Origin of the sequence: Pseudomonas pohangensis (genome assembly GCF_900105995.1) — a bacterium.
GTDB classification, from domain to species: domain Bacteria; phylum Pseudomonadota; class Gammaproteobacteria; order Pseudomonadales; family Pseudomonadaceae; genus Aquipseudomonas; species Aquipseudomonas pohangensis.
Genome location: NZ_LT629785.1, coordinates 1167277 through 1187820 on the forward strand (window position 1 = coordinate 1167277; position 20544 = coordinate 1187820).

Here is a 20544-nt window from a genome sequence, read left to right on the forward strand (position 1 = left end):
CTTTTCTGCATGTCCGGCAACACTTACGGCAAGTTGTTCACTGTCACCACCGCTGGCGAAAGCCATGGCCCGGCGCTGGTCGCCATCGTCGATGGTTGCCCGCCGGGGATTGAGCTCGGCCTGGCAGACATGCAGCGTGATCTGGACCGGCGCAAGCCCGGCACCAGCCGGCATACCACCCAGCGCCAGGAAGATGACGAAGTGGAAATTCTCGCCGGGGTCTTCGAGGGCAAGACCACCGGCTGCCCGATAGGTCTGCTGATCCGTAACACCGACCAGAAGTCCAAGGACTACTCGGCGATCCAGGACCTGTTCCGCCCGGCCCATGCCGATTACACCTATCACCACAAGTACGGTATCCGTGATTACCGTGGCGGTGGCCGCAGCTCGGCGCGGGAAACCGCCATGCGTGTGGCTGCCGGCGCGATTGCCAAGAAGGTGCTGGCCGGTTTCGGCATCAGCGTGCGCGGCTACATGAGCCAGCTGGGGCCGATCGAGATTCCGTTCAAGAGCTGGGATGGCGTCGAGGACAATGCGTTTTTCTGCCCCGATCCGGACAAGGTGCCCGAGCTGGAGGCCTATATGGACCAGCTGCGCCGTGACCAGGACTCGGTCGGCGCGAAGATCACGGTAGTGGCCGAAGGTGTGATGCCGGGTCTCGGCGAGCCGATTTTCGACCGTCTGGATGCCGAGCTGGCCCATGCCCTGATGAGCATCAACGCGGTCAAGGGCGTCGAGATCGGTGCCGGTTTTGCCTGTGTGGCCCAGCGCGGTAACGAACACCGTGACGAAATGACCCCGGACGGTTTTCTGTCGAACCATGCCGGCGGCATCCTCGGCGGGATTTCTTCGGGTCAGCCGATTGTGGCCCATCTGGCCCTCAAGCCGACTTCCAGCATCACCACGCCGGGTCGCTCGATCGACATTCATGGCAATCCGGTGCAGGTCATCACCAAGGGCCGGCATGATCCCTGCGTCGGCATCCGTGCCACGCCGATTGCCGAGGCGATGATGGCCATCGTGCTGCTCGATCATCTGCTGCGGCATCGCGCGCAGAATGCCGATGTGCAGGTGATCACCCCGGTACTGCCACAGCTGTGAATCAGGCCGCCTTGCCCTACTGGCGGCTGTCCGGCTTCTATCTGTTCTATTTCGCCCTGCTCGGGGCGACCGCGCCGTATCTGGCGCTGTATCTCGACTATCTGGGTTTCTCCAGCGCTCGCATCGGCGAACTGCTGGCAATTCCCATGCTGATGCGCTGCATCTCGCCGAACCTGTGGGGCTGGCTGGGGGACCGCAGTGGCCGGCGGCTGGCCATCGTGCGCTTTGGCGCACTCTGCACCTTGTTCAGTTTCTGCCTGATTCTGCTGGGCAAGAGCTATGCCTGGCTGGCGCTGATCATGGCGCTGTATGCGTTCTTCTGGCATGCCGTGCTGCCGCAGTTCGAGGTGCTCACGCTGGCCCATCTGGGCGAACAGACCGAGCGCTACAGCGAGGTGCGGCTGTGGGGCAGTGTCGGTTTCATCGTCACCGTGGTCGGCTTGGGCGAGCTGTTCGAGCGGGTCAGCCTGGAGGTTTTCCCCTGGGTGCTGATCGGCATTATCAGCTGCATTTTCATCAGCAGCTGGTGGGTGCCCAATGCCCAGCTCAGCAGCGCGCGGGATAACCCGCTGTCGGGTGGTTTCCTGCGCCAGTTGCGCCAACCGGGCGTACTGGCGTTCTTCATCGTGGTCGGCCTGATGCAGCTGTGCCACGGGCCTTACTACACCTTCATCACGCTGTATTTGGAGTCGCTGGGTTACACGCGGGGCGTGATCGGCCAGCTGTGGGCGGTCGGCGTGGTGGCCGAGATTCTGGTGTTCCTGCTGATGGTGCGCCTGCTGCGGCATGTCAGCCTGCGTCAGGTGTTGATTGCCAGCCTGCTGCTGGCGGTGTTGCGCTGGCTGCTGCTCGGCACGCTGGCCGATCACTGGTTCTGGCTGCTGCTGGCGCAACTGCTGCACGCCGCCACTTTCGGCAGCTTTCACTCGGTCTGTGTGCTGGTGGTGCGGCGCAGTTTCAATGCCCGCCAGCAAGGGCAGGGGCAGGCGCTGTATGCTGCGGTATCCGGTGTCGGCGGCGGGCTCGGCGCCCTGTTTGCCGGCTACAGCTGGACCGGTCTGGGGCCGACCCTGACCTTCTTCTGTGCCAGTCTGGTGGCCCTGCTGGGTGCTTTCATCCTCTACCGGAAAATGCCGGAAAACCCATCCTGATTCGAGTCAGTCGTCATGCCCTGTCTGAGTGTTTTCGCTGCTGCCCATCCGCAACATCCGCTCAAGGTGCTCGGTTGGCCGGAGCATGTCAGCAGTACGCTGGCAGAGCTTGGCCTGCACTATGTGCAGTGCTTTCCAGCGCAACCGCTGAACCGGGCGTCAAGCGATGCCGAGGTGCTGCAGGCCTATGCTGCGCCGGTCGCGCAACTGCTGGCGATGGGGAACGGCATGACGGTGCAGCTGGTGCGCATCAGCCACGGCCAGCCACCTGCTGACGCGCCGCACGGGCACTGCCTGGAGGAACACAGCCACCGCGCGGACGAGCGTCACCTGATGGTGGCAGGCCAGATGCTGCTGAGCCTGCATGTCGACGACTCGGTGTATCAGCTGCTCTGCGAGAAGGGCGACCTGATAGTCATCCCGGCCGGCATGCGCCACTGGCTGGATGTCGGCACTCAGGATAATTGCGTAATGATCCGCGTGACGGGCAGCAAGCAGGGTGAAGAAATCGGTCTGAGCGGCAATCCGATAGCCACGGGTTTTCCGCGGCTGGAGGGTTGAGCAGAGCAGGCTGGCCTGGCGTTTCCGCGCCCGGTGCGGCAGCCGCTCACTAACCCCTGAGCGGCAAAGCCAGACCGATGGCTATGAATATGCCACCGCAGGCCTGGTTGAAGCGCCTGCCGCTTTTCTGCAGCCAGGGCGCAATGCGATTGGCCATGCTGGCAATCAGCAGTTCGGTCAGCAACTCGACGACGGCAAAGGTGCCGGCCATGATCAGGAACTGCAGAAACAGGCTGCGCTCGGGGTCGACAAACTGCGGCAGAAAGGCACTGAAAAACAGCAGCACTTTCGGGTTGCTGACGGCTGCCAGCAAGCCCTGGCGGAACAGTGAAGAGCCGCTTCTCGGGGTTGCCGACTTGCCGACATTGATGCCCACGGGTGGGGCCCGCCACAACTGGATGCCGAGCCAGACCAGATAGGCACCGCCGAGCCATTTCAGCACCACCAGCCACATCAGCGAAGCCTTGAGCAACGCGCCAATGCCGAACATCGCCAGCGCCACCACGCCGATAAAGCCGAGTACGCCGCCACTGATGGTGTAGAGCGCCATGCGCTGGCCGTGGAGGGCGCCGTGGGTCAGGGCCAGCAAGCCGTTGGGGCCGGGCGACAGGGATAAGCCGATCACCGCCAGCAGATAGATAAGCCAGGTGCTGCTGTTCATTGTTCGAGGTTCCGAAGGGCCTGGAGGAAAATACGCGCAGAGCGCCAGAGGCTGCAGCAATATAGCCGGACCGGCAGGGGCAGGCTGCGGTTTTTCGCCATTATTGCAGCTGGCAGCCTCCGGGCAGGGCTGTTGCCGCTTCAGGCTGCGCGATCTTTCCATTACCTTGCGGACCCGATTAAGGTAAAAAGTCAGCCGGCAAAGATTGATTTCAGCTGTACCGCATATCCCCACACCATCCGGAGCTTCTTGACGATGAGCGATACCCGCGACCTGTTCGAACCCGTCAGCAGCCAGCAGTCGCTGCTCAGGCAGTTATTACGCTGGACCTTGCGCGTGTTTTTCCGTGGTCTGATCCGGCCGCCGCTACCGGTCTGGCTGCAGCGCGGCATCGTTCGCCTGCTGACCCTGCTCAAGGTCACACCAGCCGGGGTGGTGCGTGGTCTGCAAACCATCAACGGCGTGCCTTGCGAGTGGCAGCATGGCGATGCCGGGCGCGGCAGGGTCATGCTCTATCTGCATGGTGGCGCCTTCATGGTCGGTTCGCCGGCTACCCATCGGGCCATCACCGTCGGGCTGGCGGCGCGTGCCGGGATGTCGGTGTGTGTGCCGGATTACCGTCTGGCGCCCGAGCACCCTTATCCGGCGGCCCCGGATGACTGTCTGGCGGTCTATCAGGGACTGCTGGACATGGGCTATGCGTCCTCGCAGATCAGCATCGCCGGCGATTCGGCCGGCGGTAACCTGACGCTGGTGACTGCGCTGCGGGCCCGTGATCTGGGGCTGCCGCTGCCGGCGGCACTGGTGTGTTTCTCGCCGGTGACGGATTTCAGTGCAGAAGCCCTGCATACGCCGCCCGCCGGTGATCCGCTGATCAATCTGCTGTGGATGAATCAGGCACTGGAGGCCTATTGCCCGGCGCCGCTGGATCCGCACATGCCCGGTGTCTCGCCGCTGAATGATGATCTGGCTGGCTTGCCGCCGGTGCTGCTGCAGGTGGGCGAGGATGAAGTGCTGCGCAATGACAGCCTGCGTTTTGCCGAACGCGCCCGGGAAGCGGGTGTCGACGTATATTTGCAGCGTTATGCCGGCCTCTGGCATGTGTTTCAGGCCCATGCCGGCATACTCAGGGTGGCCGATCTGGCGCTGGGGCGGGTGGTGGATTTTCTGCGCGAACGGGTGAAATGAGATGAACAATATCCTGATCAGCGGGGCAGCTTCGGGCATTGGTGCCGCGACCGCGCGGCTGTTTCATCAGCGTGGCTGGCAGGTCGGCTTGCTGGATATCAATGCGGATGCCCTTGCCGAACTGGCCGCCGAGCTGGGCGGTGCCTGGCATCGGGTGCTGGATGTCAGTGATGCCGGAGCCGCCGCTGTGGCGCTGGCGGATTTCACCGAAAGCCGCAAGGGCCGTTTGCGCCTGCTGTTCAACTGCGCCGGGATTCTGCGCGTGGGGCGTTTCGAAGAGATCAGTCTGGCCGAGCATGCGCAGATCATGCAGGTCAATGTCATCGGCATGATGCAGATGACCCTTGCCGCCTTTCCCTATCTGCGTGCCATGCCGGGTGCGCAAGTGATCAATATGGGTTCCGCCTCCGGGGTTTATGGCGTGCCGCAATTTGCCAGCTATTCGGCCTCGAAGTTCGCCGTACGCGGTTTTACCGAGGCGCTGGAACTGGAATGGCAGCGTTATGACATTCGCGTTGGCGACGTGATGCCGCCGTTCGTGCGTACGCCGATGGTCAGCAGCCAGACCAGCGTCGCGCCCATCCTGCAACGGCTCGGGGTGGATCTGGAAGCCTCGGACATCGCCGACGCAGTCTGGTTGCAGGCGCACGATGCACGGGTGCATCGGCCGGTAGGTAGACAGTTCGGCTTGCTCTACCGCCTGGGGCAGATCACTCCTTCTGCGCTGATGCGCGTGCTGATGCGCTGGGTCAGCCGCGACTGAGCCGGCACTTGTAAATTCTATCGCCCGGATGTCAATTTTCCAGCGCAATCCGGCGGCAGAGGTGAGCCATGTCCGACATTCTTGTACTGACCCACGTGGATTACTGCCCGGCAGCCTATCTGGGTGAATTCCTTGATGCGCGCGGGGAAGCCTGGCGCGAGGTGCGCTGCGATCTGGGCGAACTGGCGGCGCTGGATCTGGACCGGCCCAAGGCCGTGGCGGTGATGGGCGGCGGCATGAGTGTCAACGACCCGCTGCCGTGGATCGAAGCAGAGCTTGCCGCACTCAGGCACTTCATCGGTCGTGACATTCCGTTGATCGGGCATTGCCTGGGTGGGCAGATGCTGGCCCGTGCGCTGGGTGCCGAGGTACGCCACATGGGCTACAACGAAGGCGGCTGGCAACCGCTGCGGCGCCTGACCGCCAGCCCGTGGCTGGAGCATCTGCCGGATGAATTTCCGATCTATCAGTGGCACAACGACACCTTCGCCATTCCGCAGGGTGCCGTTCGCCTGCTCTCCAGTCCGTGGTGCGCGAACCAGGGCTTCAGTTGGGGCGACAAGCTGCTGGCACTGCAGGGGCACCCGGAAATGACTGTCGGGCTGGTCGAGGAATGGTTTCGCGATGCCGGGCATCTGCTCGATGAGTCCCAGCCGAGCCAGGAAAAGCGCGAACAGACCCGGGAAAATCTGCATGACAAGGTAACGGCCATGAATCGGCTCGCTGATGGGCTGTATAGCCACTGGCTAGGCCTGGCCAACGGCTGAAGGGGTCTTGCTGGTCGGCATGCTCGCGCTCGCCTGCGCGCTTTTGCCGGGCGTGCTGCCGGCAATTGCCGATCTGCGGTCGAGTCTTCGGAAAAGCTGACCGTAGAGTCTTTTTCTGACCAGGTGTTTGGAGTGGCGTTCGTCAGAAATAACCCCGTTATTGGCCGAGTCACAGCCAATTTGCTCTTGGTTTTCATGCCCATAAAAGTGTAACTTGGGATGTTTTTTGGGGGGCACTTGGCGGTGCAGTCCTCAGGACCGCAAAAATACAGCGACCAAACAGGTTGCGATAACAAGAGGGGCAAGTATGACCACTGGTGGATTGATGATGGAGGGAGTCGAAATCATGCTGTACGGCGTGGGTTTCGTTTTCCTGTTTCTGGTGTTGCTGATCTACTGCATCAAGGGAATGAGCGTGGTGATCTCTCACCTGGCGCCCGAACATCCGGTGCAAGCCACGGCAGCAGCGCTGCACGTTAAACCTTCTGCCATCGCGGCAGGACCTTCATCGGACGAGCTGGCAGCGATCCAGACCGCCGTCAACCAGCACCGCGCTCGTCGCAGCTGATCCAGATTTGCCAGGGGAAAATCCAATGACCGTTGCTAAAAACGCACTCGGTATCACCGACGTTATCTTGCGTGATGCCCATCAATCGATTCTTGCTACCCGTGTCCGTCTGGACGACATGCTGCCGATCGCTCCTCTGCTCGACCAGGTCGGCTTCTGGTCGGTCGAGTCCTGGGGCGGCGCGACCTTTGACGCCTGCATTCGCTACCTGGGTGAAGACCCATGGCACCGCATCCGCGAGCTGAAAAAAGCCATGCCCAATACCCGTCAGCAGATGCTGCTGCGCGGGCAGAACCTGCTGGGCTATCGCCACTATGCCGATGACGTGGTGGAGAAGTTCGTCGAGCGTGCAGCGGTAAATGGTGTCGATGTGTTCCGTGTGTTCGATGCGATGAACGATCCGCGCAACCTGCAAACCGCACTGCAGGCGGTGAAGAAACAGGGCAAACACGCCCAGGGCACCATTTCCTATACCACCAGCCCGGTGCATACCCTGGAAATGTGGGTCGATCTGGCCAAGCAGATCGAAGATATGGGCGCTGACTCGATCGCGATCAAGGACATGGCCGGTATCCTCAATCCGTACATCGCTTTTGATCTGGTAACGCGCCTCAAGGAAACCCTGGAAATCCCGATCCACATGCAGTGCCATGCGACGGCCGGCCTCTCCACTGCCGCCATCGTCAAGGCCGCCGAAGCCGGTATCGACAACGTCGATACGGCGATCTCCTCGCTGTCGATGACCTACGGTCACTCGCCAACCGAATCAGTAGTCGCGATCTTCCAGGGCACCGAGCGTGATACCGGTCTGAACCTCGAACTGCTTGAGGAAGTTGCTGCGTATTTCCGCGAAGTGCGGAAGAAGTACGCCAAGTTCGAAGGCAGCCTCAAGGGTATTGATTCACGCATTCTGGTGGCTCAGGTACCCGGCGGCATGCTGACCAACATGGAAAACCAGCTCAAGGAGCAGGGCGCTGCCGACAAGTTCGATCTGGTGCTGGCTGAGATTCCACGGGTGCGTGAAGACCTCGGCTTCATCCCGCTGGTGACCCCGACCTCACAGATCGTTGGCACCCAGTCGGTGATCAACGTGCTGACCGGCGAGCGTTACAAGTCGATCACCAAGGAAACTGCCGGCATCCTCAAGGGCGAATACGGCAGCGCACCGGCGCCGTTCAACAAGGAACTGCAGGCCCGCGTACTGGATGGTGCCGAAGCCATCACCTGCCGTCCGGCCGACCTGCTCGAGCCGGAAATGGACAAGCTCACCGCGGAACTGACCGCACTGGCCAAGGAAAAAGGCATCAAGCTGGCTGGCGACGAGATCGACGACGTGCTGACCTATGCACTGTTCCCGCAGATCGGTCTGAAGTTCCTGGAGAACCGCGACAACCCTGCGGCCTTCGAGCCCGTACCAACCGGTAACGAGCTGGTGGCGCGCGAAGCCGGCACGCCTGAGGTTTACACCGTTGAAGTCAACGGCAAGTCGTTTGTCGTGCAGGTCAGCGAGGGTGGCGATATCGAAGGTATCAAGCCGCTCGGTGCCGCCAGCCATGAGCTCCCAGTGGTTGCGGCGCCAAGCGGTAATGCCGAGCCGCAGAAAGCACCGTTGGCCGGCAATATCTTCAAGGTAATGGTCAAGCCTGGCGAGGCGGTGGAAAAGGATCAGCTGATCGTGATCCTCGAAGCGATGAAGATGGAAACCGAAATCCGTGCTTTCAAGGCCGGCACGATAGCCGAAGTGAATGTGAAGGTCGGCGATGCAGTGGTCGTGGGCGCCAGCCTGCTGACCATCGCCTGAGGAGAGAAGACCCATGGAAAAGCTTCTTAACCTCTGGCACGGCACCGGTATTTATCATCTTGAGCCGGGACAGGCGCTGATGATGGCCGTCTGCATGCTGCTGATCTATCTGGCGATCAAAAAGGGCTTCGAGCCGCTGTTGCTGATCCCGATCGGCTTTGGCGGCATTCTGGCCAACATCCCGGTGGCCAATATGGCCGTGGGCGGCGGCATCCTGCATCTGTTCTATGAAGTGGGTCTGCCCACCAGCGTGTTCCCGCTGCTGATCTTCATGGGTGTCGGTGCAATGACCGACTTCGGCCCGATGCTGGCCAACCCGAAGACCCTGCTGCTCGGGGCTGCGGCGCAGATCGGCATCTTCGGCACCCTGCTCGGCGCTTTGGCGATTACCGCGATGGGTATTCCGGGCATGGAGTTCACCATGCGTGAAGCCGGTTCGATCGCGATTATCGGCGGTGCCGATGGTCCGACCTCGATCTTCGTCACCTCGAAACTGGCACCGCACCTGCTCGGTCCGATTGCAGTGGCGGCGTACTCGTACATGGCACTGGTGCCGTTGATCCAGCCGCCGATCATGCGCTGGCTGACTACCAAGGAAGAGCGCTGCATTGTCATGGAGCAATTGCGCCATGTCAGTCAGGCCGAGAAGATCATCTTCCCGCTGGTGCTGACCGTGCTGATTGGTCTGTTGCTGCCTGACGCAGCGCCGCTGGTGGGCATGTTTGCCTTCGGCAACCTGCTGCGTGAAGCCGGTGTGGTAGAGCGTCTGGCCGATACCTCGCGGAATGCGCTGATCAACATCGTGACCATCTGTCTGGGTCTGACGGTCGGCTCCAAACTGTCGGCGGAAGCCTTCCTCAACCTCAAGACGCTGGGCATTCTGGCACTGGGCATGGTGGCATTCAGCGCCGGAACAGCCGGTGGCGTGCTGATGGCCAAGTTCATGAACCTGTTCAGCAAGCACAAGATCAACCCGTTGATCGGCTCTGCCGGGGTATCGGCGGTGCCGATGGCAGCGCGGGTGTCGAACAAGGTCGGGCTGGAAAGCAATCCGCAGAACTTCCTGCTGATGCACGCCATGGGGCCGAACGTGGCCGGTGTGATCGGCTCGGCGGTAGCGGCAGGTATCCTGCTCAACTTCATTTCCTGAGCCGTCAGGCTGGTGCGAAGCGCATTCGCACCAGGCTTTAACGCAAAACGCCCCGAAAGCCGGGGCGTTTTGCGTTTCAGGGTCGGATTGGCTGCTCAGTGCCCGATAGCGCGCAGATCCAGCTTGCCGTTGCGTAGCGGCGGGCACCAGAAGTAGCTGCCGCTGAGCGGAGTGCTGAACTGGAACAGCGCGTCACGGATACCGTCCTCGGCGCCGACCATGCGGCGCATCTGCGCTTCATAGGCGTCGAAGGAATGGCCGAAGGCGCTGAACATCAGGCCGGAGTCAGCATCCCGCGCCCAGGGCATGGAACGGCGCAGCACGAAGGCTTCGGGCTCGAAACTTTCCTGGGCGGTGCGCTTCACGTGGGCTGACTCGGGGGCATCGTCGAGCTCTTCGTTATCGCTCTTGCGGCGGCCGATGGCATGGTCCTGGGCCTGCGTGGACATGCCCTCGAAACGGCTGAAATCATGCTGCCATTGCTGCAGGGCGAGAAAGCTGGAAGCGTCCAGCCCCGGGCCCTGACCCTGCACGAAAGCGGTTTCCTCGGCAGCCGCGCCGACCGGGTTTTCGGTGCCGTCCTCGTAACCGGTCAGATCCAGTCCGCTGCCATAGCGAAAGGCATCCACGCCACGCTGCAGTTCAAATCCCGCAGCCAGGGTCTGTTCAACCTGGCGCCCCAGATGTACCAGTTCGCCGCGTTCCTTGCTGCGCAGCCAGCAGCACAGATCGCAAGGCGTAGCCGGAATGTTCAGGCCGGGCATGGAAAAGTCGGGAAAGCTGCGCAAACCGGCAACCTCTGTGCCAAGTGCGCTCACCAGTGAATGCCCGAGCCCGACCACCAGCGTGTGGCCGTCAGCCAGCTGTGCCAGTTTCTCCAGTGCGGCACCTGCCAGGGAGGCTGTGCGCGCAGTGAAGAACAGGTAACGGCCAAAGGCCGGGATGGGTTCGAGAATGCCGGGTTGTGCGTGTGTCATTGCTTCTCCTTGGTAGGCGGTGTCCTGTGCCTTGCCGGCCAGTATATCTGCGCAGCGTGGACGGGTCGCTGGCCAGCTGTTGCCCGCGCGTGCAGCGGGCAGGGCTGACAGGTCAGCTGCACGCCATCGGCATTGCCCCTCAGCAGTTGCTGCAGGCCGGGGTCTGTTGCGCGGCAACGGCATGACTGAGCTTTTCGTAGCCGCCAGCGTTGGTCACATTGTGATAACCCAGTTCATGCAGGGTCTGCTGGGCAATGCCCGAGCGCCTGCCGCTGCGGCAATAGAGAACAATCGGCTGGTTCTTGTCCGGTGCGATGGCGGCTATCTGTCCGGCGATCCGGTCGAACTCGATCTGCCGGGCTCCGGGCAGCGCGCCCTGGGCGAACTCCTCGGGTGTGCGCACATCGATAAGGATGGCATCCGGCTGGCTCAGGGCATTCAGAACCACCCGTTCATCAGCGGTTTCGGCCAGAACGGGGCCGCCGAGCAGTACCAGCAGGGATAAAGGCAAGGCAAGCAGAAGGGCGCGCATGTGAGTCTCCTTCGGGGGGTGGGTCTGGTTACGCTATCACAGCGCGTGGTTCTGGCGTATGGCCGGTGCGGTCAGGCGGATGTCAGCGCCATGGCACTGAGCCCAGTGGTCAATCGGCTTGAGCGCATTGGTCATTGAGTGCCATGGTGGTGCGGTTAAGGTGTAGCTAACGGGTAAATTTTCTTTTTACCTGCGGATCAATCGCAACGAGAGAAGGCCATGACCGAAGCATATATTTTTGATGCCGTGCGTACCCCGCGTGGCAAGGGCAAGAAAGACGGCGCGCTGCACAGCGTCAAGCCGGTTGATCTGGTAGCCGGGCTGCTGCGCGCGCTGCAAGTGCGCAACCAGCTGGATACCAGCCAGGTTGACGATATCGTGCTCGGTTGCGTGACGCCGGTAGGCGATCAGGGAGCCGATATTGCCAAGACCGCGGCGTTCGTCGCCGATTGGGACGAGAGCGTATCGGGCCAGCAACTCAACCGTTTCTGCGCTTCGGGCCTCGAGGCGGTCAATCTGGCGGCGATGAAAGTGCGTTCCGGTTTCGAGGATCTGGTGGTTGCCGGTGGCGTGGAGTCGATGTCACGGGTGCCAATGGGCTCCGATGGCGGCGCCTGGGCCCTGGATCCGGCCACCAACCTGCACACCGGCTTTGCTCCGCAGGGCATTGGCGCCGATCTGATCGCCACTCTGGAAGGCTTCTCCCGTGAAGACGTGGATGCCTTTGCCCTGCGCTCGCAAAAGAAGGCGGCGCGCGCCAGTGCCGATGGTTCGTTCAGCAAGTCGCTGATTCCGGTAACCGACCAGAACGGCATCGTGATTCTCGATCACGACGAATTCATCCGCGGGGATTCCACTCCGGAAGGTCTGGGCAAGCTCAAGCCGAGCTTCGAGATGATGGGCCAGATGGGCTTCGATGCCACCGCGCTGCGCAAGTACTCGCATGTCGAGAAGATCAATCACGTGCACACGCCGGGCAACAGCTCGGGCATCGTCGATGGTTCCGCACTGATGCTGATCGGCAGCGAAGCCAAGGGCAAGGAGCTGGGCCTCAAGCCACGGGCGCGCATCGTCGCGACTGCCGTGACCAGTACCGATCCGACCATCATGCTCACCGGCCCGGCGCCGGCCACGCGCAAGGCGCTGGCCAAGGCCGGCATGCAGGCCAGCGATATCGACCTGTTCGAAGTCAATGAAGCCTTCGCCTCGGTGGTGATGAAGTTCATGAAGGAAATGGGCGTGTCCGAGGACAAGGTCAACGTCAATGGCGGCTCGATCGCCATGGGCCACCCGCTGGGCGCCACCGGTTGCGCGATTCTCGGCACCCTGCTCGACGAGCTGGAGAAGCGCCAGCTGCGCTATGGCCTGGCCACGCTCTGTGTGGGCGGCGGCATGGGTATCGCGACGATTATCGAGCGCGTGTAGGAGCCAGCTTGCTGGCGATTCGTCACGACCCTGATCGCGAGCAAGCTCGCTCCTACAGGTCAGACAGCACAAGAAATTACGGGAACAAAAAATGACAGAAGCTATCCGTTACGAAAAAGGCCAGGACAATATCGTCGTCCTGACCATGGACATGCCCGGCCAGAGTGCCAACACCATGAACGCGGAATACCGCGAAGCCATGGCCAAGATCGTCGACCGCCTGGAAGCCGAGAAAGACAGTATTACCGGGGTGATCCTCACCTCGGCGAAAAAGACCTTTTTTGCCGGCGGCGACCTGAATGAACTGATCAAGGTCAGCAAGGCCGACGCCAAGTCCTTCTACGACATGATCCTGCGGATCAAGGGCCAGTTGCGCCGTCTCGAATGTCTGGGCAAGCCGGTGGTGGCGGCGATCAACGGTGCGGCGCTGGGCGGCGGCTGGGAAATCGCCCTGGCCTGTCACCACCGTATCGCGCTGGACAACCCGGGCGTGCAGATCGGCCTGCCGGAAGTGACCCTCGGCCTGCTGCCGGGCGGTGGCGGGGTGGTGCGCATGGTGCGTCTGCTCGGTCTGGAAAAGGCCCTGCCGTACCTGGCTGAAGGCAAGAAGGTGCGTCCGGATGCGGCGCTCAAGGCCGGGTTGATTCACGAGTTGGCGACCTCGGCGGAAGACATGCTGGCCAAGGCTCGCGCCTGGATTGCGGCCAATCCGGCCGCCGTGCAGCCGTGGGACGTCAAGGGCTACAAGATCCCCGGCGGCACCCCGAGTACACCTGCCGTGGCACAGATGCTCAGCATCGCGCCGAGCGTGCTGCGCGCCAAGACCCAGGGCTGCTTCCCGGCCCCTGAGAAAATCATGTGTGCTGCGGTTGAAGGCGCACAGGTTGATTTCGATACCGCGCAGATCATCGAGGCGCGTTATTTCACCGAGCTGACCACCGGCCAGGTGGCGAAAAACATGATTGGCACCTTCTGGTTCCAGCTCAATGAAATCAACGCCGGCAGTTCGCGGCCGCAGGGCTTGCCCAGGTACGTGACGAAAAAGGTTGGTGTACTGGGTGCCGGCATGATGGGTGCGGGCATCGCTTACGTCAGCGCTGCCGCCGGCATCGAAGTGGTGCTCAAGGATGTCTCGCTAGAGGCGGCGGAGAAGGGCAAGAACTACTCGGCCAAACTGCTCGACAAGAAAGTTTCCCGTGGCCAGATGACCACCGAGAAGCGCGAGGCCTTTCTCGCCCTGATCAAGCCGACGGTCAGCGATGCCGACTTTGAAGGTTGCGACCTGATCATCGAGGCGGTGTTTGAAGACCGCAACCTCAAGGCCAAGGTTACCGCGGCTGCCGAAGCGGCGGCATTGCCGGATGCGGTGATTGCTTCCAACACCTCGACGCTGCCGATTACCGGTCTGGCTAGCGCAATAGAGCAGCAGCAGCGCTTTATCGGCCTGCACTTCTTCAGCCCGGTAGACAAGATGCCGCTGGTGGAAATCATCTGCGGCGAAAAGACCAGCGACGAAACCCTGGCGCGCGGTTTTGACTACGTCATGCAGATCAAGAAGACGCCGATCGTGGTCAGCGACAGCCGTGGCTTCTTCACCTCGCGGGTATTCGGCACCTTCACCAATGAAGGTCTGGCCATGCTCGGTGAAGGCGTTAGCGCCGCCATGATCGAAACCGAGACACGCAAGGCCGGTATGCCGGTCGGGCCGCTGGCAATCAGCGACGAAGTGTCGATGAGCCTGCAACAGCATATCCGCCAGCAAACCATCAAGGATCTGGCGGCCGAAGGCAAGCAGATGCCGGAGCATCCGGCCTACGCGGTGATCGACGTGATGCTTGGCGAGTTCAATCGTCCGGGCAAGGCTGCCGGCGCGGGCTTCTACGAGTACCCCGAAGGTGGCAAGAAGTTCCTCTGGCCGGGGCTCAGGGAGCGTTTCGAGAAGGCCGACCGGCAGATCTCCCAGGAAGACGTGCGTGACCGCATCCTGTTCATTCAGGCGCTGGAAACCGTGCGTTGTCTGGAAGAGGGCGTGCTGCGCTCGGTAGCCGATGCCAACATCGGTTCGATCTTCGGTATCGGTTTCGCGGCCTGGACCGGTGGTGCGCTGCAGTTCATCAACCAGTACGGGGTGCAGGACTTTGTCGCCCGCGCCCAGTACCTGGCCGAGCAGTACGGCGAGCGCTTCCTGCCGCCGGCACTGCTGCTGGAGAAAGCCGCCAAAGGCGAGACGTTCTGAGCCACTGAACGGAAAGACAAAACCGGCTATTTGGCCGGTTTTGTTTATTCTGAAGCAGCTGATTGATTGCTACCGGGCTCTGCGCTGGAATGCAGTTTCTGACGCTCCGGGGTCAGTCAGGGCTCACTTTTCAGGCCTGATTGCGGTAGGCGAGAATCGCCGCGGCGAGGTCTTCACGCGAGTCGCCGACCGACTTGAACAGGGTCACCGCCTGTTCTGCGTCCTCCAGGCCGGTGCGACCGGCGTGCTGACCGCGGCACAGTTCGGCGAGTTCGGCGAGAATCTTGTCGGCGCGGATCGCACCTTCGCGGATCGGCAGGATCAGGTCGCCGGTCTCGCTCAGCGCCCCGGCGCGGGTATCGACGAACACCGCGCAGCGTTGCATGGCGGCGCTGTCGGTTTCGCGCATGCCCGGGGTGAAGCTGCCGACCAGATCGAGGTGGGCGCCGGGCTTGAGCCAGTCGCCGAATATGACTGGCTCGGTTGCCAGGGTCGCGCAGCTGATGATGTCGGCCTCACCGGCAACTTCCTGCAGTTGTGCGGTGCTGCAGACGCGGGCATCGATGTCGCTGGCGCGCAATTCGGCCACCAGCGATGCCGAGGCCGCTTCATTGCGGTTCCATACCTGCACGCTCTGGATCGGCCGGACGCTCATGTGCGCCGGGATCAGGTAGCGGCTCATGCGGCCGGCACCGACCATCAGCAGGTTGCGGGCATCCGTGCGGGACAGCAGGCTCGAAGCCAGCGCCGAGGCGGCGGCAGTGCGCCGGGCGGTCAATTCATTGCCGTCCAGCAGCGCCAGCGGAAGGCCGCTGTTGCCGCAACTGAGCATGTAGTGGCTGCTCAGACCGGGCAGTTTGCGCGTATTGTTGCCGGGGAACACGTTGACCTGCTTGACGCCGAGGTATTCGCCTTCGATCCAGGCCGGCATCAGTAGCAGGGTGGCTGCCGGTTCGCCTGGCACGTTGAGACTGTGATGGTGGCGAATCGGCGAGCGCACATCGTCGCGGATGAAGATGTCCCGCAGTGCCTCAATCAAACTGTCCCACGGCAGGGCGTTGCGTACCTGGTCGGCATTCAGTTGCATGCTGGCGCTTCCTGTTGGCGAGGTGTTTTTTCATGGTACCCAATTTTCGCTTTATGGCATTGAGTCTGCCGCTGCTGATCTGTAGCCAGCAGATCGCTACCGGCTAAAAACCCTGCCAAATCGCCTGCAACGGCTGCCCTAAGATCAGCCTTCGGCTATTTTTGTGCTGCTGGCAAACAGCAACAGGCAGGCAACGCTGATTTCCACGGCAATCATTTGTCCCGCCAAAGCGGCATCGTGCAGCAGCCAGGCGAGTATCCGCACAATCGCCACCGTTATCAGCATCAGCGCGGGCACATGGAACCAGCGGCGCTTGCCGGTGATCAGGGCAACCATGATCATCGTGCCGATGCTCAGAAAGCACACGGCCAGATCGGCCATTTGCGAGCTGCGCGCAATCCCTTCAAGCAGCGGCATGCCGAGTGATGCGGCAGCGGACTGCGGTTGAATAATCCAGCGCAAGCCGATCACCACAAACAGCAAAGCGGGCAGGGCGACCAATACACGTAATAATTTGTTCAAGGGGTGACTCCGATGATGCTCTGGCTTGAGAGCAAAGTGACCTGCTGTGCAGACGTATGCCTGGAACAACATGGCTGGTGAGGTTGCGTCGTGCAGTGTGACAGGTTCTGAAATGGTGCCTTGTACCGGCTGGAGGCAGCGTTGGATGCCGAAAATCTGCTGGTTGAAGCGCGCCGCGCAAGACAGCCACTCGTCTCTGCACTTAGGCTATGCAGCATTATCAATCATTGCGGAGCCTGGCCAATGCGCGACTGGCGTTCAATCAGTCTGTGGATGGATCAACTGGGCGAGCAGCTGACGCCACGCCCTGCGCTAAGCGGTTCGCTGGACGTCGACGTCGCCATTATCGGTGCCGGTTACACCGGCTTGTGGACGGCTTACTACCTCAAGCAGCTGGATCCTGCGTTGCGCATTGCGATCGTTGAAGCCGAGATCGCCGGCTTTGGTGCTTCCGGGCGCAATGGTGGCTGGCTGATGGGCAATATCCTTGGCGAAGACCAGCTGCTGGCCGGTTTGTCTGCCGAGCGGCGCCGGGCCGGTTATGCGCTGCTGCACGGCATTCCGGACGAGGTTGGGCGGGTCATCCGCCAAGAGGGTATCGACTGCGATTACCGCAAGGGCGGCGTGCTGTATTGCGCGGCGCGCTATCCGGAACAACTGCCGCGTTTGCAGGCACAGTTGCAGGCGCTGCGCCACGAGGGACTGGGCGAGCAGGACTACCGCTGGCTGGATACCGCCGAGCTGGGACAGCAGGTGCGGATCAACGGTGCCTATGGCGGCCTGTTCAGTCCGCACTGCGCGACCATCCAGCCGGCCAAGCTGGTGCGCGGGCTGGCGGCCTGCGTCGAGCGACTGGGGGTGCAGATTTTCGAGGGCAGTCCGGTCAGCCACTGGCAGCCGGGCCGGTTGGTCACTGCCTGCGGTGAAGTGCGCGCGCAATGGCTGGTGCCGGCGATCGAGGGCTATGCCGCCAGCCTGCCGCCGCTGGATCGCCACCATCTGGCGGTGCAGAGCCTGCTGGTGGCGACCGAGCCGCTCAGTGAAGAAGTTTGGGCAGAGATTGGCCTGGCGCAGGGGCAAGCCTTCAGCGAGAACAGCCGGCAGGTCACCTACGGCCAGCGCACGCTGGATAATCGTCTGGTATTCGGTGCGCGCGGCGGCTATCGCTTTGGCGGCCGTTTGCGCACCGATTTCAATCTGACGGAAGAGGAGCGAGGCCTGCGTCGCTACCTGTTCAGCGAACTGTTTCCGCAGCTGCGCGATGTGCGTATCACCCATGCCTGGGGTGGCAATCTGGGCATGGCGCGGCGTTTCCGGCCGCACATGCTGCGCGATCCGGCCTACCGTGTGGTACTGGCTGGCGGCTATGGCGGTGAGGGCGTGGGTGCGACCAATCTGGCGGGTCGCACCCTCGCCGATCTGATTCTCGGGCACGACAGCAATCTGCTGCAGCAACCCTGGGTGCAAGCGAACAGGCGTATCGACCAGCTGCCGCGCTGGGAGCCGGAACCGCTACGCTGGTTGGGCTACAACGCGATCATTCGCAGCTTTGTGGCGGAAGACAGGGTGCTGGCTGATCCGCGTTCAGCGCGCTGGCGGCGCAAACTGGTGCAGTGGTGGGCCCGCTTTATGGAAAGCCTGATGCGTTGAGGCGGGTTTGAGCTGTAGTCGGGCGGCGAATGTCGTGGAGCATCGCGAGAGGCTCGCTCCTGCAAAAAGCAGGCATCCGGGGTGTTCTTTTTTCTGATAGGAGCGTTTTATACTTTGCACACTTATCGTGCCTTGCTATCGTGGCGGGGCAGCAGATAACGGCTGTTTTTCTGTACTTTCCAGCTCTGGAGGTAACCACCCCGCAATGGCCCTACGTATCTGCATTCTTGAAACAGACTTCATTAGCCCCGAATTTTACGAGGAGTACCACAGCTACGGGCGCATGTTCCGGCAGTTGTTCTCCAAGCAGCCGATTCCGGCAGAATTCGAGGTGTTCAATGTGGTCGACGGGCATTACCCCGATGACAGCGAGCACTTCGATGCCTACCTGGTAACCGGCAGCAAGGCTGACTCGTTCGGCCCCGATCCCTGGATCCAGACCCTCAAGGCTTATTTGCTCAAGCGCTACCAGAACGGCGACAAGCTGCTCGGTGTGTGCTTTGGCCACCAGTTACTGGCGATCATTCTGGGTGGAACTACCGAGCGCTCCGAAAAGGGCTGGGGCATGGGCATCCATAGCTACCAGATGACCGAGACCAAGAGCTGGATGACTCCCGAAGTCAGCGATCTGAAGATGATCGCCGTACACAAGGATCAGGTCACGCGTTTGCCGGAAAATGCCACGCTGATTGCCTCCAGCGAGTTTTGCCCCTATGCCGCCTACTCGGTCGGCGATCAGGTGCTGTGTTTCCAGGGACATCCGGAGTTCATCCACGATTTCTCCCGGGCCGTTATCGAGCTGCGCCGTCCGTTATTCAGCGAAACGCTTTACCAGCGCTCGGTGGATAGCCTGCGTCACGAACAACAGGGTGTCACCGTTGCCGAATGGATGATGCGTTTCGTGGCCGAAGGCAAACAGCCGGGCTGATTTCCGGGCTGAGGCTGGCGCCAGCCTGTTAAGCTGGCGCCATGTCCTACGGAGTGACCCATGAAATTCATCCACCAGCGCGAGCACCTCAACGAAGACGATCTGGTCATCATTGATTGCTCGCAGACCTGCAATATCCGCCTGATGAACGATGCCAATTTCCGCAGTTTCAAGAATGGCGGCCGGCACAACTACCATGGTGGTGCCTTCGATACCTTCCCGGTGAAAATCACCGTGCCCAGCACCGGCTTCTGGAATATCACCATCGACACCGTGAGCCGCAAGGCCGTAAGCCTCACGCACAAACCCAAACTGACCCACTCGATCAAAATTGTGCGTCGTTCAGGTTCCAAGCTCAGCTGAGCGTTGGCACCTGAGGCAGCCTGCGAGAGCTGCATCCCTGCCGTATCGGGTATAAAAACAGATACCGCTGGTCACTTTTTACGGGTTGTGCAGTGGGGGCATCCAGAGGCTGCAAAGGCCGTGAAACGGCCCTCCCAGGGAATCGCTGGAACCCGCATGGCGCCTGATGCCGGGCCCATTTATCGCAGGTCTTGAAATCGTCTGTTTGCACAGGCGAAATGCTGTGTTAAAAAGCGCGCGTTTTTTCCATTCCTGTACCCGGCAAGAGGTAACCAGCCCCAACTATGACCCTGCGCATCTGCATCCTGGAAACCGACATCCTCCGCCCGCAACTGATCGATCAGTATCAGGGCTATGGCCGCATGTTCGAACAACTGTTCGAGAAGCAGTCGATTCCGGCGCAGTTCGATGTGTTCAACGTGGTCGAGGGCCGTTATCCCGAAGACGGGCAGGCTTACGATGCCTATCTGGTTACCGGCAGCAAGGCCGATTCGTTTGGCAGTGATCCGTGGATCATGCAGCTGCGCGAGTATCTGCTGCAGCGTTATGAAAATGGCGACCGCCTGCTCGGCATCTGTTTCGGTCACCAGCTGCTGGCTTTGCTGCTGGGCGGCAAAACCGAGCGTGCCGCGCAGGGCTGGGGCATTGGGGTGAATCGTTACCAGCTGCTGGAGCAGCCCGAGTGGATGAGCCCGCCGCTGGAAAACCTTGATCTGCTGGTGTTCCACCAGGATCAGGTGGTCGAGTTGCCGGAAAACGCCACCCTGCTGGCCAGCAGTGAATTTTGTCCAAATGCGGCCTACCGCATCGGCGACCAGGTATTGTGCTTCCAGGCGCATCCAGAATTTGTCGATGACTACGAGAGGGCCTTGCTCGACCTGCGTCGCGAGTTTCTTGGTGAAGCACTCTGCGCTGAGGCCATGCGCAGTATGGCCATGCAGCACCATGGCGTAGTGGTGGCCGAATGGATGCTGCGTTTCGTTACTCAGGAAAAGGCCCAAAACCGCCTCGCAGCCTGAGCGGAAACACGCAAAAAAGCCCCGCCAGTTCTGCTGGCGGGGCTTTTTGCTATAACTGCAGTAGGCCTGGTGCTGACTGCTTGCCCGCTGGACT

Annotated in this window: 20 protein-coding genes; 15 read left to right on the forward strand and 5 right to left on the reverse strand. The window is 61.5% G+C overall.

From position 1 onward, the window contains the following. Positions 1-9: 9 nt before the first annotated feature. The 3 genes from aroC to BLT89_RS05510 are packed head-to-tail and all read left to right on the forward strand — an operon-like array spanning position 10 to position 2813. The gene (gene aroC, locus BLT89_RS05500) at positions 10-1101 is read left to right on the forward strand and encodes a chorismate synthase (protein WP_090193480.1); all 1092 of its coding nucleotides are present in this window, start codon (positions 10-12) and stop codon (positions 1099-1101) included. Next, positions 1098-2252 carry an MFS transporter gene (locus BLT89_RS05505; protein WP_090193481.1) on the forward strand — a complete coding sequence of 385 codons (1155 nt, stop codon included), beginning with the start codon at positions 1098-1100 and terminating at the stop codon, positions 2250-2252. The genes aroC and BLT89_RS05505 overlap by 4 nt, the downstream gene beginning before the upstream one ends. Before the next feature lie 15 nt (positions 2253-2267). After that, positions 2268-2813: a cupin domain-containing protein gene (locus tag BLT89_RS05510; RefSeq protein ID WP_090193482.1), complete on the forward strand. Its 546-nt coding sequence runs from the start codon at positions 2268-2270 to the stop codon at positions 2811-2813. A 49-nt stretch (positions 2814-2862) separates the two neighbouring features. On the opposite strand, the gene BLT89_RS05515 is transcribed toward BLT89_RS05510, so the two are convergent. Continuing rightward, positions 2863-3474, reverse strand: a complete 612-nt coding sequence (locus tag BLT89_RS05515; RefSeq protein ID WP_090193483.1) for a LysE family translocator — start codon at positions 3472-3474, stop codon at positions 2863-2865. A gap of 255 nt (positions 3475-3729) precedes the next feature. Here BLT89_RS05515 and BLT89_RS05520 point away from each other — a divergent pair, with 255 nt between their 5' ends. From BLT89_RS05520 to BLT89_RS05545, 6 genes are all read left to right on the forward strand, one after another. Further along, the gene (locus BLT89_RS05520) at positions 3730-4662 is read left to right on the forward strand and encodes an alpha/beta hydrolase (protein WP_090193484.1); all 933 of its coding nucleotides are present in this window, start codon (positions 3730-3732) and stop codon (positions 4660-4662) included. Between the two features lies 1 nt (position 4663). After that, complete coding sequence (locus tag BLT89_RS05525; protein WP_090193485.1) at positions 4664-5425, forward strand: SDR family oxidoreductase; 762 nt, start codon at positions 4664-4666, stop codon at positions 5423-5425. A 68-nt stretch (positions 5426-5493) separates the two neighbouring features. Then, positions 5494-6192 carry a type 1 glutamine amidotransferase gene (locus BLT89_RS05530; RefSeq protein ID WP_090193486.1) on the forward strand — a complete coding sequence of 233 codons (699 nt, stop codon included), beginning with the start codon at positions 5494-5496 and terminating at the stop codon, positions 6190-6192. Between the two features lie 307 nt (positions 6193-6499). Further along, positions 6500-6760 carry an OadG family protein gene (locus BLT89_RS05535; RefSeq protein WP_090193487.1) on the forward strand — a complete coding sequence of 87 codons (261 nt, stop codon included), beginning with the start codon at positions 6500-6502 and terminating at the stop codon, positions 6758-6760. 25 nt (positions 6761-6785) lie between these two features. After that, positions 6786-8561: a sodium-extruding oxaloacetate decarboxylase subunit alpha gene (oadA, locus tag BLT89_RS05540; RefSeq protein WP_090193488.1), complete on the forward strand. Its 1776-nt coding sequence runs from the start codon at positions 6786-6788 to the stop codon at positions 8559-8561. Positions 8562-8574: 13 nt separating this feature from the next. Continuing rightward, positions 8575-9711, forward strand: coding sequence for a sodium ion-translocating decarboxylase subunit beta (locus BLT89_RS05545; protein WP_090193489.1), 1137 nt, complete (start codon positions 8575-8577; stop codon positions 9709-9711). 95 nt (positions 9712-9806) lie between these two features. Here BLT89_RS05545 and BLT89_RS05550 read toward each other — a convergent pair whose 3' ends face one another. Both BLT89_RS05550 and BLT89_RS05555 read right to left on the reverse strand, forming a co-directional pair. Then, positions 9807-10688 (reverse strand): Dyp-type peroxidase, encoded by an 882-nt coding sequence (locus BLT89_RS05550; RefSeq protein WP_090193490.1) that lies wholly within the window; start codon positions 10686-10688, stop codon positions 9807-9809. A gap of 139 nt (positions 10689-10827) precedes the next feature. Next, positions 10828-11220 (reverse strand): rhodanese-like domain-containing protein, encoded by a 393-nt coding sequence (locus BLT89_RS05555; protein WP_090193491.1) that lies wholly within the window; start codon positions 11218-11220, stop codon positions 10828-10830. Positions 11221-11439: 219 nt separating this feature from the next. On the opposite strand from BLT89_RS05555, the gene BLT89_RS05560 reads away from it, so the two are divergent. Both BLT89_RS05560 and BLT89_RS05565 read left to right on the forward strand, forming a co-directional pair. Continuing rightward, on the forward strand, positions 11440-12645 hold the full coding sequence (locus BLT89_RS05560) for an acetyl-CoA C-acetyltransferase (RefSeq protein WP_090193492.1): 1206 nt from the start codon (positions 11440-11442) through the stop codon (positions 12643-12645). 91 nt (positions 12646-12736) lie between these two features. Then, a complete protein-coding gene (locus tag BLT89_RS05565; protein WP_090193493.1) occupies positions 12737-14881 on the forward strand; it encodes a 3-hydroxyacyl-CoA dehydrogenase NAD-binding domain-containing protein in 2145 nt (714 codons plus the stop codon). A 130-nt stretch (positions 14882-15011) separates the two neighbouring features. Here BLT89_RS05565 and lhpI read toward each other — a convergent pair whose 3' ends face one another. Together lhpI and BLT89_RS05575 are read right to left on the reverse strand one after the other, a co-directional pair. Further along, complete coding sequence (gene lhpI / locus BLT89_RS05570) at positions 15012-15968, reverse strand: bifunctional Delta(1)-pyrroline-2-carboxylate/Delta(1)-piperideine-2-carboxylate reductase (RefSeq protein ID WP_090193494.1); 957 nt, start codon at positions 15966-15968, stop codon at positions 15012-15014. Between the two features lie 144 nt (positions 15969-16112). Further along, positions 16113-16490 carry a hypothetical protein gene (locus BLT89_RS05575; RefSeq protein WP_090193495.1) on the reverse strand — a complete coding sequence of 126 codons (378 nt, stop codon included), beginning with the start codon at positions 16488-16490 and terminating at the stop codon, positions 16113-16115. Between the two features lie 243 nt (positions 16491-16733). Between BLT89_RS05575 and BLT89_RS05580 the strand changes: the two genes are divergently transcribed. From BLT89_RS05580 to BLT89_RS05595, 4 genes are all read left to right on the forward strand, one after another. Next, positions 16734-18140, forward strand: a complete 1407-nt coding sequence (locus BLT89_RS05580; protein WP_090193496.1) for an NAD(P)/FAD-dependent oxidoreductase — start codon at positions 16734-16736, stop codon at positions 18138-18140. Between the two features lie 205 nt (positions 18141-18345). Beyond that, entirely contained in the window at positions 18346-19068 is a 723-nt protein-coding gene (locus tag BLT89_RS05585) for an amidotransferase (RefSeq protein WP_090193497.1), read from the forward strand. A gap of 60 nt (positions 19069-19128) precedes the next feature. After that, positions 19129-19431 (forward strand): DUF1883 domain-containing protein, encoded by a 303-nt coding sequence (locus tag BLT89_RS05590; RefSeq protein WP_090193498.1) that lies wholly within the window; start codon positions 19129-19131, stop codon positions 19429-19431. A gap of 284 nt (positions 19432-19715) precedes the next feature. Then, on the forward strand, positions 19716-20450 hold the full coding sequence (locus BLT89_RS05595) for an amidotransferase (RefSeq protein ID WP_090193499.1): 735 nt from the start codon (positions 19716-19718) through the stop codon (positions 20448-20450). Positions 20451-20544 lie beyond the last annotated feature (94 nt).